The following is an 18863-nucleotide window of genomic DNA, read 5'->3' as shown; positions in this document are numbered from 1 at the left end:
CTATTCTTCAACTTACCATAACAGGTTTAACCGCAATAAATGAGAGCCATGTATTGGGAATTTCCCGACACACGGCTCTTCTTTTTAGTCTTTGATCAATCCTTTGAATAGCCCTACAACAAATTCATTTGGATCAAATGGCTCTAGGTCGTTGATTCCTTCCCCTAGACCAACCAATTTGACCGGCAAGTGCAACTCGTTGCGAATCGCTAGCACAATACCACCTTTGGCCGTTCCGTCTAATTTGGTCAAGACCAGACCCGACACGTCTGTTGTTTCTTTGAATTGTTTGGCTTGATTCATGGCATTTTGACCTGTTGTCGCATCCAGCACCAGCAAAACTTCATGTGGCGCACTTGGATCGACCCGTTGGATGATCCGTTTGATTTTTTCCAATTCGTTCATCAAGTTGACTTTGTTTTGCAAACGTCCAGCTGTATCTACCAATAACACATCCGCGTTTTCGGCTTTGGCACGTTCCATCGCATCAAAAACGACTGCAGCTGGATCGCCACCAGCATTGCCTCGGACAACTTCGACACCAGCCCGTTCACCCCAAACCACCAATTGATCAATGGCACCCGCCCGAAAGGTATCCGCGGCTGCCAGCAAAACTTTCTTGCCTTCTGCTTTGAATTGATGGGCTAATTTGCCAATGCTTGTGGTTTTTCCGACACCATTGACACCCACAAATAAAATGACTGTCAAATCGGGTTGCATATTCAGTGTATTGACTTCATCTACGCCGGCTTCTCCATAAAGATCCACCAGCTTTTCAATAATGACATTTTGTACATCAGCAGTCTTTTTGACATTGCGTAATTTGACTTCTTGTCTTAACGCGTCGGCGATTTTCATCGCTGCATCAAACCCTACATCGGCGCCAATCAAAGTTTCTTCAACTTCTTCAAAGAAATCTTCATCGACTGTCCGAAAATTAGCAAATAATTCATTCATACGTTGACCAAACGTTTTGCGTGATTTACTCAGCCCTTTGGTGTATTTATCTTGAACAGATTCTGTTTTGCTACCTGTCAGATCTGCCTCAGATGTCATCACTGGTTGATGATCGACGACAGGAGGGATGGTTTCTTTGACAGTTGCTTCTTGACTATTTTCCTTCGGTTCAACAACTGGTGGTTCCGCTGTTTTTGTCGCCTCAATTGGTTCTTGATCAGTTGATGGTGCATTTGTCGGATCAATCCCTGCATCTTCTTGATCGGCTGGTGCATCAGCAGCATTATCTGGTAAAGTCGTAGCCGATTCACTGTCTTCATTCGCAGGGACTGGCGTTTCGCTATCAGATACTGCTGGTGCATCTAATTTTTCTTCTTCAGTATCTTTTGTTTCGCCAATCAACGCTTTTTTGATTTTGTCAAAAAATCCCATATTAGACACCTCCTGTTAAGACATATTTTTCAATCACTTTGGCTACACCGTCGGCTTCATTTGAATCTGTCACAACATCCGCAGCTTCTTTGATCATCGGTACCGCATTTTCCATCGCCACACCAATGCCGGCATAGCGAATCATCGGCAAATCATTTTCTTCATCACCGATCGCCATCACTTCAGTCTGATCGATACCTAAATCCTGCGCCAACAAGCTGATGCCGTAGGCTTTGGTGATTCCTTTGGGCATAAATTCCAGCAAATTGTTGCGGCTTTTGATGATTTCAAACTTTTCACTGACTTCCGCTGGGATTTCAGGGATTTTCGGATCCAAAACCTCTTGGTGGTAAGCAATCACAGCCTTATTATATAACTTGGTCTCATCTAACGCATCAATGGCAAATGGTCGGCAATCCAATAATGGATTCAATGAGCCATAGATCGACAAATGATCAGCCGAAGTCGGCAAAGTCAAGACGATTTCCTCTGATACGATATCTAAAGGCATGTCCAAGCCTTCAGCTACGGCAATCAATTCATGGACATCTGCCAACTGCAGCGCCGCTTTTTCAATGATTTCACCGGTCTCGTTTTTTTGCACTAAACCACCATTAAAAGTGATACTGTAATCTCCAGCATCTTTTAGTGACAATTCATCTAAATAAGGCCTGATTGCCCGTAGTGGACGACCTGTACAAATAACAACTTTGACCCCTTGGGCTTTCGCACGAGCCAGCGCTTGTTTATTGCGGATCGTCACTTCTTTTTTGCTATTTAATAACGTGCCATCTAAGTCAATGGCAATCAATTTAATCATCGCTTTACTCCTCTACTCTTGTACGGCTGCGAAACTGCCACCTTCTCGGACCTCTTCTAAACGTACCGAAACAGTTTTGGATACACCGGACTCTTGCATAGTGACGCCATACAACACGTCTGCCGCTTCCATGGTACCTTTACGATGGGTCACAACGATAAACTGCGTATCGTTTTGGAAAGTACTAAGATAATGACCAAATCTAGATACGTTGGCTTCATCCAGTGCAGCCTCTACTTCATCTAACACACAAAATGGCACTGGGCGCACTTGAATGATCGAAAACAATAATGCAATAGCCGTTAAGGCCCGTTCTCCTCCTGAGAGCAGACTTAAATTCTGCAGTTTTTTGCCTGGTGGTTGGGCTTCGATCTCGATCCCAGTATTCAATAAATCAGCAGGGTCTGTTAACACCAATTCTGCGTGGCCTCCGCCAAACATATTGGGGAAGACTTGTTTGAATTGCAGACGAATGGCATCAAACACTTCGCCAAATCGCGTTTTGACTTCCTCATCCATCTCAGACATCGTATCGAAAAGCTGTGCCTTAGCCGTTAATAGATCATCCCGCTGTCCTGTTAGGAACAGATGACGTTGATTGACTTGCTCAAATTGTTCGATCGCATTCAAATTGACAGGGCCGATCTCATCGATGGCGGCTTTCAATGTTTGGATCTCTTCTTTAGCCGCAACAGCATCCGTGATAGCTGAGAAATCTTGCGCAGCTTTTTCATACGTCATGTTGTATTCTTCCTGCAAGTACAATAGGCGATTGTCCATCACCAACTCACTGCGGTTTTTTTCGATTTCGACCGCTGTTTTATGGGACAACTGTTCTTTTTGTTCTAAGTTGGCACCGCTCAACGCTTCATCTAACGTGCCGATTTTTAACTGCAACGCTTGCCGTTTGGTTCGGATATCCGTCAATTCTTTCGTCAAGGTGTCCTTGGCTGCAGCATATTCCTTGATTTGCTGCAAAAGAGCTTCCTCAGAAAACTCATGATGACTGACATTACTGGAAAGTGCCTGTATTTGGCGCGTTAAAACCCGTTGCCGTTCTTCGTTTTCCGCAGAAGCTTCGGCATTGGCGGCTATTTTTTGCTGCAAATGCGCAGTTTGTTCTTTTTGGACGGCGAAATCTGCCTGCAAGCGCGCCAATTCTTCCGCGACTTGCTGTCGTTTTTCTTCGATCAAATCTTCTTCGACATTCATTTGACGAATGTCTTGGTCGATTTTTGTCAATTGAGCGGCGAGCCGCTGTTGCTGTTCTTCTAAATCTTGTTTCTTTTCGGCATATTCTTCAAAGAAGGCTTGTACTTCTCTGTGTTCGAAGGCAAAGACTTGCTGCTCTTTGTGCAGACGGGTAAGTTCTTGCTCCAGATGATCCAAACGATTTTGCAATTCATGCGCCGTCATACGGTCTTGCTCGCCTTGGCTGCGCAAGGTATCTAAGGCTGCCCGTGCTTCTTTAGCAGCAGCTTCAAAATGCTGTACTTGTTTTTCCGTGGTTTGCAGACGTTCGTCTAATTGCGTTGCTTGGGCTGTCAATTGCTGCAATTCATTGCTTTGACTGAAGAGACTGCCGGCATTCTTTTTGGTTGCCCCACCGGTCATTGAACCACCAGCATTCATGACATCTCCTTCTAAAGAAACGACGCGGTAACTGTAATTCAAAGCCCGTGCCAGTGCATTGGCGCTTTGCAGATCTTCGGCGATCAAAATACTGCCTAGAAGATTATCTGTGATTGTCTGAACTGTGTCAGGCGAATCGACCAGTTCACTAGCGACACCGATAAACCCGTCCACTTGCTGCGCTTGATGCCGGGCATATTCGGGCAAGTGCCGTGCTTTGATAGTTGTTAGCGGTAAAAATGTGGCCCGTCCGCCACGATTTTCTTTCAAATAGGTGATTGCATTGCGGGCGTCTCGCTCATTCTCCACGATCACATGTTGTGCTGAGGCACCCAACGCCGTTTCGATCGCGACAGTATAGTCTTGTGGGACATCGATCAACTCCGCCACCGCGCCAACGATTCCTTGCAAGTGTTGTTTATTTTTTAATACCAAACGCACACCTTGATAAAAACCGCTATAATTTTCTTGGATATCTTGCAAACTCCGCTGCTTCGCCCGGACTTGTTGGACTTGATTCATCAATGCATACATTTTTTTCTGGGCTTCTTCAAAACGCGCTTGATTGTGTTGGGCTTTTTCTTGTACTTGAATATAATGTGTGCGTTGCGCTTCTAACGCAGCTTTCGCTGTTGTTAGCTGTTCGGTCACCAGTGCGGCTTCCGTTTCTTTTTCCTGCAACGTCGTATTCATTTGTGTTTGTTTGGTCAATGCAGATTGATTTTTGGCCGTTTCTTGCTGGTATTGGCGTTCAAGATACTTCAGTTCATTGCCCACTGTGGCCTGCTCTTGCATTGCTTCCACATATTGACTCCGCAATTCTTCAATGATTTCTTTAGCAGAACGCTGATACTTTTCTTGTTCTTTACGCGCTGCTGCAATCAGTGCTTCTACTTCTTGGATACTACGGTTCTTTTGCGAAAGCGCAGCAATCAATTCACTTTTTTCGTCACTTAATGCACTGCCTCGTTCAATCACTTCATCGAGGGTTTCTTGATACTCTGCTGAACTTTTTTGGGTATGTTTTGAACGCTCATCCAATAGTTCTTTTTGCCCTTCAGCTTGGGTCAAGCCTTCTGTTGCATCAAGAAGCTGTTGATTGACTTTCTCCAAGGTTTCATCGAAGGTTGCACGTTGCTGACGCAAGTCATGCAGTGAAAGTTCCCCTTGATTGATGCGTGTGGCAATTTGTTCCAACTGCTGATTACACGCTGCCAGTTCTGTTTTCGCCAATTCCCAAGCTGCTTTGGCTTCCGCGATCTCCATAACTGTATATGCCACGTCGATCGTTGTTAATTGTTCTTTTAAAGCCAAGAACTTTTTGGCTGCTTCACTTTGGGCAGCCAGCGGCACCAGCTGATCTTCTAGCTCATAAATAATGTCTTGCAGTCGGCTCAAATTATCTTCTGTTTCGAATAATTTCTGTTCGGCTTTTTTCTTGCGTTGTTTATATTTCAAGACGCCGGCCGCTTCTTCGAAAATACCACGGCGGTCTTCTGGTTTGCTGCTGAATATTGCTTCTACTTTCCCTTGGGAAATGATAGAGAAGGATTCTTTTCCTAATCCAGAATCCATAAATAACTCTTGAATATCTTTCAAGCGACAAGATTGTTTATTCAAGAAGAAGTCACTTTCGCCAGTCCGTCTCAAACGTCGCGACACACTGATCTCATTGTAATCCAATGGCAAATAGTGATCGCTATTGTCTAAAACAATCGTTACTTCTGCTAGGTTTAGCGCTTTGCGGGAATCTGATCCTGCAAAGATGACATCGGGCATCTTCCCACCCCGTAGATTTTTGGCAGATTGTTCTCCTAAAACCCAACGAATTGCTTCCGTAATGTTGCTTTTGCCGCTGCCGTTTGGTCCGACAACAGCAGTCACTCGGTGTTCAAAGTCGATGACTGTGCGGTCGGCAAAGGATTTAAAGCCGGCAATTTCTATTCGTTTTAAATACACTCCGCCATTCCTCTCTTACTGTTCCAGGGATGCTAACGCATTGGCCGCTGCATCTTGTTCTGATAATTTTTTTGATTTGCCTTGCCCTTTACCGATCAAGGCATCGTCACAATAGACTTCCGTCCAAAAAATCCGTTCATGGGCAGGACCTGCTTCTTTGATCAATCGATAGTTGATTGCAACATCGCCACCCCTTTGCAAAACTTCTTGTAAACGTGTTTTGTGATCCATCTCATGGGAAAAAGCACCTGCTTTGACTTTCGGAAAAACAACTTGTGTCAAGAAGCGATCGACACTTTCCAGTCCTTGGTCTAAGTATAATGCGCCTAAAAAAGCTTCAAATAAATCGCATAATAAAGAGGGGCGTTTGCGTCCACCAGAATTTTCTTCCCCTTTACCTAAACGAATCGATTCATCAAAGCGGCAATCTTTGGCAAACATAGACAAACTATCTTCTCTAACGATTGCAGCTCTCAGCTTTGTTAACTTGCCTTCGGGCAGATCTGGCAATTCTCGATATAAATAGCGAGAAACGATCAACTCTAAAACTGCATCACCAAGAAATTCCAATCGTTCATTGTCTGACAAGTGTAAGTTGCGGTGCTCATTCACATAAGATGAATGGGTAAAAGCTTGTTCTAATAAATCAACATCATGGAACACAATACCAAACTTTTCTTTCAGTTCTTTCGTTAGCTGTGTATTCATTTGCCACATTCCTTCATTAGTTAGTTGACACTTTCCTATTATACTGGTTTTTACTGAATTATGAAATGTTTCGTCTAAAATCTTGTACTGTATATAAGAAAAATTTAGATGGCATTCGCATATGTGCAAGCATATCCGCCAAATCACATGGATTAGACAAAAAAATAGACGCTCCCAAAGGAACGTCTATTATCAATGATTAACGAGATTCTGCAGTGACAGAAACAGTTGCCCATGGATTGTGGTCAACATCGTAAGCCCAGTCAAAGTCTTTCACACGGTCTGAAATAGGTAATACTTCATTACGGTAAAGTGTTGGGATAACGAATGCTTCGTCAAATGCATATTCTTGCCATGCATCAAATGCTTCTTTACGTTTTGTATCATCAAATGAATCAGTTGAATCGATTGCTTCTAACAATTTCGTGTTTTCATCTGAAGAGAAACGCGTGTAGTTGAAAGCAGCATTTGGACCATATAATCCCATAGGTGATGGGTCTGAACCAGTGCCCCAAGCGCCTTGATAAACATCGATTTCTGGATCGTCATTTTCTAGTTTGTCGTAGAATGCTTGGAAGTCGATCAAACGGCCAGTCGTGTATTGTACATCTAGTCCGATTTCATTCCATTGTTGGATATAGTAATCAGCCAATGGTTGGGCAGTTTCGCCACCTGACATTGAAGCAAAGTTGATCGTTAATTTTTCACCATCTTTGTCTTCACGCATGCCATCGCCGTCCACATCTTTATAACCAGCATCATCAAGTAATTGATTTGCTTTGTCGATGTTATACGTATAACCTTCGATTTCAGTATTATGCAATGTACCAAATACTGGGGGAATCAATGTTGTTGCGTTTGTACGCAAACCATTGTAGAAACGGCTGCCGACAGCATCATTATCTAATGCATAACCCATTGCTTGACGCAATGATTTGTCTGCCATTTTTGCATCTGGATTCGTTACAACTTCATTGGCATCTGCATCCCAAGTACCTAATTTGAAACCAATATACGTGTACGCTTGTTCTGGACGACCTAAAATTTGGTAGCCATCAGTGTCTTTGTATGTTGGGTACGTATCTGTTGGCATTGACAAAGCAATGTCGTATTGTTTGGCATTCAAACCTTCTACGATTGATGCAGAAGGTACTGCTTTAAAGGACAATTTGTCTAATTTTGGTTTGCCGCCATAGTAATATTCGTTCGGTGTATATTCTACAGACTCACCTGCAACGATGTTAGACATCACGTAAGGCCCAAATACTACTGGGTTTTTACGTACTTGGTCACTTGATTCCATATCTTTGATAGCAACGCCGTCAAAGGTATGTTTTGGTAATGCAGAAGAATACACACCGCCACCTGCTTGTAACATACCTGGGTGTACTTGTTTGTATTCGATGGTTACGACTTTGTCGCTTTCTTTAGTGATCCCTGAGATCGTATCAGATTTGCCATCGTGGTAATCTTCCATACCGATAATGTTTGTGAAGTTGCTGTCATAACGGATACCTGTGTAATCTTTGTTTCCGATCACTTCATAAGAGAAGATCACGTCATCTGCAGTCACATCTTCCCCATCAGACCACTTCAAGTTATCACGCAATGTGATCGTTGCTGTATTGTTGTCTTGATCGATTTCTAAGTTTGCTGCCCCGCCATCCACGATTTTGAAGTCTGAATCTGTTAAGAACAAACTTTCGTTACTTGGTAACATGAATTGTGCATCATAGTTATCTTGATAGAACTCTGTTTGGAACAATCCTTGGAATTGCGTATCCATCACGACTGCTACATCCAAAGTGCCGCCATCCACTGCATCTGCATCGTTTGTTACTGATGTTGGGAAGCTGCTGACATCTTCTGTTTCAGTAGCTGAATTGCTGCTGCCGCCTGAAGAATCAGTCCCACCGCCGTTACTGCCACAAGCTGCCAATGCTACCACTGACAAAAGAGTGACCATACCAAAAATATTTTTCTTCATCCTGTATCCTCCTTAATTTATCCTAACCGCTGACGCGCATCAGCTGAACGCTTAAATGCTTGACCAACGTAATTTATACTCAACATCAAGACTAAAATCAGAATTGACGCGGGTAACCAAATCCATTGTCTATTGACCAGCACATCACCGCTGCTGGCGTATCCAATCAAAGTACCTAAACTTGGCACATTTGTTGGCAGACCAAAACCTAAGAATGTTAGTGTTGTTTCAATACCGATATTTGCTGCAAAGTTCATTGTTAAGTTGGTGATGATCAATGAGCTCAAGTTCGGCATGATTTCTCGGAACATAATGACAAAGTCATTGGTTCCTAATGTTTTCGATGCACTAACATAATCTCTACGGCCTTCTGACAGGGTCTTGCTTCGGAAGAGCCGGGCTTTTCCGACCCAATAAAAGGCACTCATGACCCATATAAAGGTCCAAACATCATAACGAGGTACGATCGACACGATAACGATAATGATCAGCATGATCGGCAAAATCATCACGAAATCAACGATCCGCATCAAAATGTTATCGATGATACCGCCATAATAACCAGAAATGATTCCTAGCCCAACCCCAACGATCGACGTAATGATCGTAATGGAAAACCCAATCATGATCGAATTACGCGCACCGATGATCAATTGTCCCCAAACATCACGGCCACCTTCATCCGCCCCTAAAAGGTAGGTGCCGCCATTTGGCGAAACAGCGCCTGGAACTGCATATTTATCAAGAATGCTGACACGCATCACTTGAGATTGATCTATCATAGCCGAACCAATAAACACGAATAATAAAACAGCGACTAAAAATACCAAAGAGAAAATGGCCACTTTATCTTTTAAAAATTCGCGAAAAATCATTTTTAATCCCATAGGCGGGATACTTTCTTGTTTTAAATCTTTTTCTTTCTTTTCAGACATATTTATCCCCTCCTATTACTGGATTCTGATTCTTGGATCGACAATACTCATAATGATATCAGATAGCAACGTACCAATCAGTGTTGCTAATCCTAAAATCAGCGTCAATGAGGTGATCACGGCATAATCCCGTTGTACGATACTATCAATAAATAATTTACCAACGCCTGGATACGCGAAGATTTTTTCGATAACCACTGAACCAGCAATCAATGAAGTGATCTCATACCCCATTTGTGAGGCAATCGGCAATGATGCATTTCTAAAGACGTGACGTGAAAATACTTTATTCGTCGGCACCCCTTTTGAACGCGCTGTGCGGACAAAATCGAGTGATTTCGAATCAATGACTTCACTACGCAAATACTGGATCGTTACTGCAGTACCCAATAAAGCAGATGTGATCGATGGTAGAATCAGGTGATATAGACGACTCCAAAACTCATCCATCCCACTCAGACCAGGTGCAACGGAGCCACCTGTTGGGAACCATCCTAATCGGTAACCGAAAATGAACAATGCCAACAAAGCAAAGATAAACAATGGAACGGCAAAGCTGAAGAAGTTATAAATGACTACAGCCTTATCAATCAATGAATCTTGATAACGACCTGCCCACATACCTAAAGGAATCGCGATCACATAAGTCAAAATAACTGTAAGCAGCGATAGCCACAATGTGTTACTGATACGACCAGATAATAACGTAGCTACTGGTAGTTTATAGATGAAACTTTGACCAAAATCACCTTGGATGGCGTTGCCGATCCAACGGAAATATTGGGTATACCATGGATCATTCAAACCGGCAGCTTCCCGCATCCGTTCGATCACGGCTGGATCTTGGTTTGGATTGATCAACCCGGTAAATGGATCCCCTGGCATCGCTTGGGCGATCAAGAAAATCAAAATACTTAAAATAATGACTTGAGGGATCATCAACAACAAACGACGTAGAATTGTTTTCCACATTATTCAGCACCCCCATTTTTCAATGCGACTTGGTGTGATGCGGTAATCGTCCGCAAATCATACACCCGACCAGTTTCGTCATAATAATCTTTTTGATGCGTCACATAATCTAGTTCCACACGACGGCGGTTTTCTTTGTGCGCTTCACGATTTTTCACATCGATTTGAGGAATGGCTGATAGCAAACGTTTGGTATAGATATGGCGTGGGTCTTGATAGATATCTTCTCGAGAGCCGATTTCAACGAAACGCCCTTTATACATGATGGCAATATTGTCACACATGTGTTTGACTACACCTAAATCATGGGAGATAAATAAGAAACTTAAGCCAAATTCTTGCTGGATCCGTTTCATAAAGTTCAATACTTGCGCTTGTACCGAAAGGTCTAACGCAGAAACCGGTTCATCCGCGACGATCAATTTAGGGTTTGACGCAACTGCTCGTGCAACACCTAAACGTTGACGCTGCCCACCAGAAAACTCATGGGGATATTTGTACAACGCATCTTCTGGCATCCCTACGATGTCTAAAAGACGTTTGACCCGTTGTTTTTCTTCTTGATCGCTTAACCGTTCAAAGTTACGTAACGGCTCAGCAATAATATCTATCACCCGTTTTTTAGGGTTCAAACTGGACATTGAATCTTGGAAAATCATTTGGACATCTTTATTGTAGTTCATCTTTTTACGGACTGAACGTTTGGTCACATCTTGCCCTTCGTAAATGATGCCGCCACTAGTCACTTTTTCTAATCCGACGATGGCTTTACCGGTGGTGGATTTACCAGAACCAGATTCACCAACCAATCCATAAGTCTTGCCTTTTTCGATCACAAAGTCCACGCCATCTACCGCATAAACAAAGTCAGTCACACGGTTGAAAAACCCGCTGCGAATCGGATAGTGGACTTTCAGATCTTTGATTGTAATTAATTCTGTCATCTACACTTCTCCTTCTTCGTCTCTAAAATGGAAATGCTTGTAGCAGGTACAACGAACCAAGTGGTCAGGGGCTACTTCATGCAATACAGGGTTTTCTTCATGTTCGCTGGCAGGAATCCATGGGATACGTGCTGCGAAACGACAGCCTGTTCTTGGCATATTTTTCAATGAAGGCACCACACCTTCGATTACATGGAGTTCACTATCTTGTGAATTCTCTTGTGGAATAGAATTCAGCAACGAGCGTGTATAAGGATGTTTCGGATTTGAAAACAATTCTTCTGCACTTGCCACTTCAACAAATTGTCCACCGTACATCACGGCTACACGGTCTGCCATCTCTGCAACGACACCAAGGTCATGGGTGATCAAAATGATCCCTGTTTGGGTTTCTTCTTGCAGATCTTTTAATAAGTCCAAAATTTGTGCTTGGATCGTTACGTCAAGGGCAGTCGTTGGTTCATCGGCAATAATGATTGGTGGTTTACACGCAATCGCGATCGCAATGATGACCCGTTGCCGCATACCGCCAGACAATTCATGAGGATACTGGCGACCCACTCGCGGTGGATTAGGAATCCCAACTTGTTCTAACAGTTCTAATGCGCGCGCTTGTCGTTGTTCAGCTGACATATCCGTATGATAAGACAAACCTTCTTTGATTTGATCTTCAATGCGCATCAATGGGTTCAATGCAGACAAAGGATCTTGGAAAATCATCCCAATATCATTTCCGCGAATTTTGTTATACAGTGTTTCATTTAAATTGGATAAATTTAGATCTTTATATAAGATCTCACCCGTGATTTTGGTGTTGTTAGGATCATGTAATCCCATAATAGTGGTTGCTAATGTACTTTTTCCGCAGCCTGACTCTCCAACGATCGCTAATATTTCATTGCGGTCTAGTGTAAACGAAACACCATCTACTGCATCATAGTAATCATCTTTAATACGGAAACCTGTATGAAGGTTTTGAACATCTAGTAACTGATTATCTCTGGACAATCGAATACCCCTCTCTACTTTCTAAGATGACGTGCAAGTGCTAATAAAAAACTAGGAATAAACGAATGAATTCCGAAAGCTTTCTTAACATTGTATAATATATTCTTAATAATTATATAGAAATGCCTCTCATAATGCAAGCCCTACTCAAATTAAAACACTGAATTTTCAGAATACTTATACTAGACTGGCAACATCTCTATGTCAGCATTTTCTCCTTAGATGAATGGTTTTGCAAAACTGTATAAAAGGTGCCCTTCTTGAAGAAAAGAGTAAAGAAAGAGCCAAGTCATCTAGGACTTAGCTCTTTTAAACTGTCTTAAGCAAGATGGCTTGAAATATAATCAACCGCTCCACCGACTGTTTCGATCTGCTCGGCATCTTCATCTGAAATTTCGGTACCAAATTCATCTTCTAGTTCTAGGACGAATTCCATCACACTGATCGAATCAGCGTTCAAGTCGTCTTTAATGCTCATTGTATCTGTCACGTTCTCGGCATCAATCTCAAAATGATTGGCGATCACGACTGCTACTTTCTTGAATACTTCATCTCGTGTCAACTGGCTTCACCTCCACGCGTTTGCACAAAACATAGAATGGCTAAGAAACATTGTACTGCTTTGACAAGTATTTGTCTAGTTTTTTTTGCATTTTTGTTACAATGATGTCACTCCGATTGCGAAGCTGACGTTGCTGCGTCTGATTCATAATGAGCAACCAATTGCGCAACCACATCCGTAGCGAGCATTGTATGGATCTGTTTGATCGTATAGGCCACAGCTTCTGGTCCTGTGGAACCATGGGTTTTGATGACTGGCGCCTTTAAGCCAAAGAGGACAGCACCACCATGTTTGGCGTAATCCATCTCATTTTTGACATTCCGCAAGGCATCTTTCAGTAGAACTGCCCCTAATTTCCCTTTTAGCCCTGCGTCTAGAATCGATGATTTCAACAAGCCCATCAAATTCAAGGCTGTCCCTTCGATCGATTTCAACACAGCATTGCCGGTAAACCCGTCTGTTACAACAACATCTGCCGCCCCATTCAACAGTTCTCTGGCTTCGACATTGCCAATAAAATGGATCGACGGTTCCGCAGACAGCAATTCAAAGGCTTTCTTCGTCAATTCGCTACCCTTGGTTTCTTCTGTACCATTGTTCAAGAGGCCTACACGGGGGTTACTGATTCCCCGTACTTTTTGTGCATAGAAAGAACCTAACACAGCGTAATTCACCAAGTGTTCCGGTTTGTTTTCTGCGTTGGCCCCGAGATCCAACATATCAAACCCAGCATCTTTACCAATCACAGGCATCGTCGACATCAAGCCAGGGCGATCGATTCCTTTGATTCGTCCGACGATAAACAGACCTGCTGCTAACAAAGCGCCAGTATTTCCTGCAGAAAAAATTGCATCCGCGCGTCCTTCTTTTACAGCTTGTGCGGCTAACACCATTGAGGCCGTTTTCTTCCGTCGAATCGCTTTGACTGGTTCATCATCACTATTGATTTTTTCATCCGTATGAATAATTGTGATTTGACTTTCATCTGTCACATATTTTTTGATTTCATTTTCTTTTCCATATAATTGAAACTCGATATCTGGAAAATCTTTTTTTGCCAGCATGACACCTTCCACGATGGCTTTTGGGGCGTTGTCCCCGCCCATTGCATCGACGGCAATTCGCATGTCGTTGCCACTCCCTTCATTTTCTTCATTAGTATAGCATAATTTATCAATCAAAAAACTGTTTATCAGCTTTTTGGGCTGTCAAATAGGCAGCTAACGCTTGATACTCTGGCAACACTTGCCAGTTTTGTTTTTGCCACAATTCAGTTGCTTCCACTTGAGCAACTTCTAATATATGGGCATCCGCCACCAAATCGGCAGCAGCAAACTCGGGCAACCCAGACTGACGGTTGCCAAAGACTTCTCCTGGTCCACGCAAAGCCAAATCTTTTTCACTAACGACAAAACCATTGGTGGTCTCAGTCATGATCTTCATTCGGGCAACGCCGGTTTCATTCTTAGGATTAGCAATCAAGATACAATAGGAAGCATCTGCGCCGCGGCCGACACGTCCCCGCAATTGATGCAACTGGGCCAACCCGAAGCGATCCGCATCAATGATCAACATGACCGTGGCATTTGGTACATTGACGCCGACTTCGATGACAGTCGTCGAGACCAAAATCTGCAACTCATTTTCTTTGAAAGAAGCCATGATTGCATCTTTCTCATGGTTTTTCATTTTGCCATGCAGCATCCCGACTTGATACGTCGGTGCAAAGTAACTTTGCAACTGCTCAAAAATCTCCGTCGCATTTTTGACATCCAACATTTCAGATTCTTCGATCAGCGGACAAATCACATACATTTGGTGTCCTGCTGCCAATTCTCTTTGGGCCCACTCTAGTATCGATTCAAACTGAGGCGGCCGTACCCAGCGGGTCTCAACCGGTATGCGCCCGGCTGGCATTTCATCAATGATCGAGACATCCATTTCACCATATGCGGTAATCGCTAAAGTCCGCGGAATTGGGGTCGCAGTCATAAACAAGACATCTGGAGAATACCCCTTTTCCCGCAATACTTTTCGCTGATTCACACCAAATCGGTGCTGTTCATCTGTGATCACCAGACCTAAATGGGCAAATTCGACGCCTTCTTGGATCAGTGCATGGGTCCCCACAACAATGTCGATCTCTCCAGCAGCTAATTCAGCAAGGATCGCACGGCGTTCTTTGGTCTTTGTCGACCCTGTTAAAAGGGCAGTGCGAACTTCCAACGGATCGAATAATTGATTCAAACTTTCAAGATGTTGTTGCGCCAAGATTTCTGTGGGCACCATTAGCGCACCTTGAAACCCTGCAGTCATCGTAGCATATAAGGCAATCGCCGCAACGACTGTTTTGCCGCTTCCCACATCCCCTTGCAACAGCCGTTGCATATGCAGCGGACTCTTTAAGTCATGACAGATCTCGTTGGTGACCCGTTTTTGGGCATTTGTCAGTTCAAAGGGCAATTGGCGGGTAAATCGTTTGAGACGTTGCACGTCATAATCGATCACCAACCCATTTTTTGCATCTTTTTCACTGCGTTTTAATCCTTGGATCTGCATTTGAAAAAGAAAAAACTCTTCAAAAATGACCCGGCGTTTGGCTTGATGACTATCCTGTGGTTGTTTGGGAAAATGCATCGCAAACATCGCTGCTCCACGATTCATCAAGCGATATTTCTCAATCAAACTTTGCGGTAAGATTTCGGGAATTTGATCACCAAAATCGGCAAATGCTTGTTTGATCAGTTCAATCAAGACACTCTGGCGCACTGATTTATTGACGTGATAGATTGGCGCAAACTCTTCATCGCTTTTGCTGCCAATGATTTTCATCCCAGTCAAAGCTTTGCGGTTGGCATCCCATTTGCCATATACGGCAATTTCTTCTGATAATTCCACTTTGTCCTTTAGATAAGGTTGATTAAAGAACGAGACATTGAACACGTCATGGTCTTGCATCATGCGAAATTGCAGACGGCTCTTCTTATAGCCAAATCGATTGACCACCGGTGGTGAGACAACGATGCCTTTGATCGTGACTTTTTCTTGGTCTTGGATCTCTGCTAGTTGCCGTTCTTGAATATCTTCATATCGAAAAGGATAGTATTTCAATAAATCTTCGATGGTTTCGATCCCTAGACGCGCAAGATCTTGGGCGCGCTTTTCGCCGACGCCTTTCAGCACAGTCAATGGTTGCTTCAGCATAGATATCTCCTTTCATCTGTTATTCGTTTGTGCAGATTGCGGTTGCTTCCAATCAGACAAAAAGGCGGCGCAAAAATCGTTGTCCGACTTTTGCCCCCGCCTGCCAATGCTTGTTATTCTGCTGAGAAGAGATACGGATAAACTGGTTGATCTCCTTGATGGATCTCCACTTCGATCTCTGGGTGTAGTGCTAAAATCGCTTCTTCGATTTTGTTTGCTTCTTTGGCTTTGCCTTCTTCACCAATCATAAGCGTCACGATTTCTGTATCTTCTGTGATCATTTTTTGTAATGTCGTCATAGAAGCAGAAAAACGATCTGGTACTGATACAACGATCTTGCCATCAACCATACCTAAGAAATCACCTTCAGTGATTTCAATACCATCAATGGAAGTGTTGCGAATCGCATGGGTCACAGAACCACTTGTCACACTTGCAAGGACTTCTGTCATCGCTTGTTTGTTCTCGTCAAGACTTGATTGTTCATGGAAAGCCAGCATTGCTGTCATCCCTTGAGAAATCGTCCGAGTTTCCACAACTGCAACTGGCACATCTGCCACTTCCGCTGCTTGTTGCGCGGCCATGAAAATATTTTTGTTATTTGGCAATATGATCACTTGGTCCGCATTGACTTCTTTTACAGCTGACAAAATATCTTCTGTACTTGGATTCATGGTTTGTCCACCACTGATCACATAAGCAGACCCAAGACTGGTAAACAATTGTTTTAGTCCCTCGCCAGCCGCAATTGCAATGATTGCATAAGGTGTCCGAGGACGTGGTGCAGGTGTTGCTTCATGTGCTTGATGGTCATGTTCTAGGATCGTTTCATGCTGCAAACGCATATTATCCACTTTGATTTTGATCAATGAACCAAATTTTTGGCCATAATTCATCACTTCGCCCGGATGTTCAGTATGCACGTGCACTTTGATGATTTCATCATCGTTGACTACCAATAAAGAATCGCCTAATTCGTTCAAGTAATTACGGAATGTATCATAATCGAATTCACTATCCACAGTTGGTCCTTCACCGATTTTGACCATGATCTCAGTACAATAGCCAAATGTGATATCTTCAGTTGCCATGTGGCCTTGGACACTGCGATGATGTTCCGCATTGACCATTTCATCCATCGCTGCTGGCGTTGGTTCAAACACTTCATCTGCTTGATAGTCGCCAGTCAAAGCATTTAAGAAACCTTCATAAATGAATAGTAAACCTTGTCCACCACTATCTACGACACCGACCTCTTTCAAGACGGGCAATAAATCAGGGGTTTTTGCCAAAGCGCGTTTGGCACCGTGAACGACAGCTTGCATGACTTCGATGCAGTCATCACTGTTTTGGGCTTTCTTTTCACCGTATTCAGCAGCAATCCTGGCAACCGTCAAAATCGTACCTTCGACTGGTTTCATCACCGCTTTATAGGCTGTTTCTACACCGTGCGTAAAAGCTTGTGCCAATTCTGGTGCAGCCAATGTCTCCACCGTCGGGATCGCTTTAGAAAAACCACGGAATAATTGTGACAAAATCACGCCGGAATTCCCCCGCGCGCCCATCAATAAGCCCTTTGATAATGTGGCTGCCAATTCGCCGACTTTTTCTGATGTGGCATCAGATACTGCTTTGGCACCGCTTGTCATTGATAGATTCATATTGGTTCCTGTGTCGCCATCAGGAACAGGAAAAACATTTAATGAGTTGACAAACTCTGCATTTACTTGTAGACGAGACGCGCCTGCCTGTACCATTTCTTGAAACTGACTTGCGCTGATATTCGTTACCTTCACTTAGATAGTCCTCCTTAAAATCATCCGCCATGAACGGATCCCTTGCCTAATCTGGCAGTACACGTACGCCTTGAACAAATACATTGACCGAATTTGCGGATACACCTAGCATTGTTTCTAAGTTGTATTTCACTTTTTCCTGCACGTTGCGGGACACTTCGGAAATTTTGGTTCCATAGCTGACGATCGTGTATACATCTACTGCAATGCCGTTTTCTTCTTGGCGGATCACGACACCACGCGCATAATTTTCTTTACGTAAAATTTCATTGATGTTATCTTTAATTTGTTTCTTGCTTGCCATCCCAACGATACCAAATACATCTGTTGCTGCACCGCCAACTACTGTTGCGATGACGTCGTTGCTGATTTCAATAATACCTGATGAGGTTTGAATTTTTACAGCCATTATATAGCCTCCTTAAAGGGGAAATTCCCATCTTTCTACTTTACATATTTTATCATAGCTGTACTGCAAATAAAAGGATGAGACATAGGAAAAGGGGCGTTACAGCAGAACTTTATCTATGCTGACCTTGTTTAATTTACAATGTTTACCGTGAAAAGTCAATGTTTCTTGGAAATTCCACTTGCATTTTTCAGCATTCTATGATAAATTCAGATGGTATGAGCTGAAATTGCGCTCCAACATCAAGGCAAAGGAGGAAATAACCACATGGCTAAAGTTTGTTACTTTACTGGACGTAAAACTACAAGTGGAAACAATCGTTCTCACGCAATGAATGCGACAAAACGTACTGTGAAACCTAACTTGCAAAAAGTTCGCGTTATGATTGACGGAAAACCTAAAAAAGTTTGGGTGTCAACTCGTGCTTTGAAATCTGGAAAAGTTGAGCGCGTGTAAACACACCTTTTCAGGCCGTTCTGAGGAACGGTCTTTTTTTTGTACTCTTTTTTCACTTGTTTTTTCATTAAACTAGATAGGC

The 18863-nt window shown here is 43.1% G+C and carries 15 protein-coding genes; 1 reads left to right on the top strand and 14 read right to left on the bottom strand.

Annotation, left to right across the window (positions count from 1 at the left end):
• Nucleotides 1–84: 84 nt before the first annotated feature.
• From ftsY to IGI41_RS01280, 14 genes are all read right to left on the bottom strand, one after another.
• Nucleotides 85–1389: a signal recognition particle-docking protein FtsY gene (gene ftsY / locus IGI41_RS01345; RefSeq protein ID WP_430610820.1), complete on the bottom strand. Its 1305-nt coding sequence runs from the start codon at nucleotides 1387–1389 to the stop codon at nucleotides 85–87.
• A 1-nt stretch (nucleotide 1390) separates the two neighbouring features.
• A complete protein-coding gene (locus IGI41_RS01340; RefSeq protein WP_430610818.1) occupies nucleotides 1391–2209 on the bottom strand; it encodes a Cof-type HAD-IIB family hydrolase in 819 nt (272 codons plus the stop codon).
• Nucleotides 2210–2221: 12 nt separating this feature from the next.
• Nucleotides 2222–5800: a chromosome segregation protein SMC gene (gene smc, locus IGI41_RS01335; RefSeq protein WP_430610816.1), complete on the bottom strand. Its 3579-nt coding sequence runs from the start codon at nucleotides 5798–5800 to the stop codon at nucleotides 2222–2224.
• A gap of 15 nt (nucleotides 5801–5815) precedes the next feature.
• The gene (gene rnc / locus IGI41_RS01330) at nucleotides 5816–6508 is read right to left on the bottom strand and encodes a ribonuclease III (RefSeq protein WP_430610814.1); all 693 of its coding nucleotides are present in this window, start codon (nucleotides 6506–6508) and stop codon (nucleotides 5816–5818) included.
• 199 nt (nucleotides 6509–6707) lie between these two features.
• Nucleotides 6708–8495 carry an oligopeptide ABC transporter substrate-binding protein gene (locus tag IGI41_RS01325; RefSeq protein ID WP_430610812.1) on the bottom strand — a complete coding sequence of 596 codons (1788 nt, stop codon included), beginning with the start codon at nucleotides 8493–8495 and terminating at the stop codon, nucleotides 6708–6710.
• Between the two features lie 17 nt (nucleotides 8496–8512).
• Nucleotides 8513–9430, bottom strand: coding sequence for an ABC transporter permease (locus IGI41_RS01320; protein ID WP_430610811.1), 918 nt, complete (start codon nucleotides 9428–9430; stop codon nucleotides 8513–8515).
• 15 nt (nucleotides 9431–9445) lie between these two features.
• A complete protein-coding gene (gene opp4B / locus IGI41_RS01315; RefSeq protein ID WP_430610810.1) occupies nucleotides 9446–10402 on the bottom strand; it encodes an oligopeptide ABC transporter permease in 957 nt (318 codons plus the stop codon).
• Nucleotides 10402–11346: an ABC transporter ATP-binding protein gene (locus IGI41_RS01310; protein WP_430610808.1), complete on the bottom strand. Its 945-nt coding sequence runs from the start codon at nucleotides 11344–11346 to the stop codon at nucleotides 10402–10404. Before IGI41_RS01310 ends, opp4B begins: the two co-directional genes overlap by 1 nt.
• Complete coding sequence (locus IGI41_RS01305) at nucleotides 11347–12354, bottom strand: ABC transporter ATP-binding protein (protein ID WP_430610807.1); 1008 nt, start codon at nucleotides 12352–12354, stop codon at nucleotides 11347–11349. It lies immediately after the preceding gene.
• Nucleotides 12355–12673: 319 nt separating this feature from the next.
• Nucleotides 12674–12916 carry an acyl carrier protein gene (acpP, locus tag IGI41_RS01300; RefSeq protein WP_005227129.1) on the bottom strand — a complete coding sequence of 81 codons (243 nt, stop codon included), beginning with the start codon at nucleotides 12914–12916 and terminating at the stop codon, nucleotides 12674–12676.
• 107 nt (nucleotides 12917–13023) lie between these two features.
• Entirely contained in the window at nucleotides 13024–14043 is a 1020-nt protein-coding gene (plsX, locus tag IGI41_RS01295) for a phosphate acyltransferase PlsX (RefSeq protein ID WP_430610806.1), read from the bottom strand.
• Between the two features lie 46 nt (nucleotides 14044–14089).
• Nucleotides 14090–16120 carry an ATP-dependent DNA helicase RecG gene (gene recG, locus IGI41_RS01290; protein WP_430610805.1) on the bottom strand — a complete coding sequence of 677 codons (2031 nt, stop codon included), beginning with the start codon at nucleotides 16118–16120 and terminating at the stop codon, nucleotides 14090–14092.
• Between the two features lie 113 nt (nucleotides 16121–16233).
• A complete protein-coding gene (locus IGI41_RS01285) occupies nucleotides 16234–17916 on the bottom strand; it encodes a DAK2 domain-containing protein (protein ID WP_430610804.1) in 1683 nt (560 codons plus the stop codon).
• Between the two features lie 46 nt (nucleotides 17917–17962).
• Nucleotides 17963–18325, bottom strand: coding sequence for an Asp23/Gls24 family envelope stress response protein (locus IGI41_RS01280; protein WP_086273315.1), 363 nt, complete (start codon nucleotides 18323–18325; stop codon nucleotides 17963–17965).
• 267 nt (nucleotides 18326–18592) lie between these two features.
• Between IGI41_RS01280 and rpmB the strand changes: the two genes are divergently transcribed.
• Nucleotides 18593–18781: a 50S ribosomal protein L28 gene (gene rpmB / locus IGI41_RS01275; protein WP_003128045.1), complete on the top strand. Its 189-nt coding sequence runs from the start codon at nucleotides 18593–18595 to the stop codon at nucleotides 18779–18781.
• Nucleotides 18782–18863 lie beyond the last annotated feature (82 nt).

This window comes from Enterococcus sp. DIV0876 (genome assembly GCF_050529585.1).
Lineage (GTDB): Bacteria > Bacillota > Bacilli > Lactobacillales > Enterococcaceae > Enterococcus_D.
Note: the sequence above shows the minus strand (reverse complement) of the source record. Positions and strands in the feature narration are given on the sequence as shown.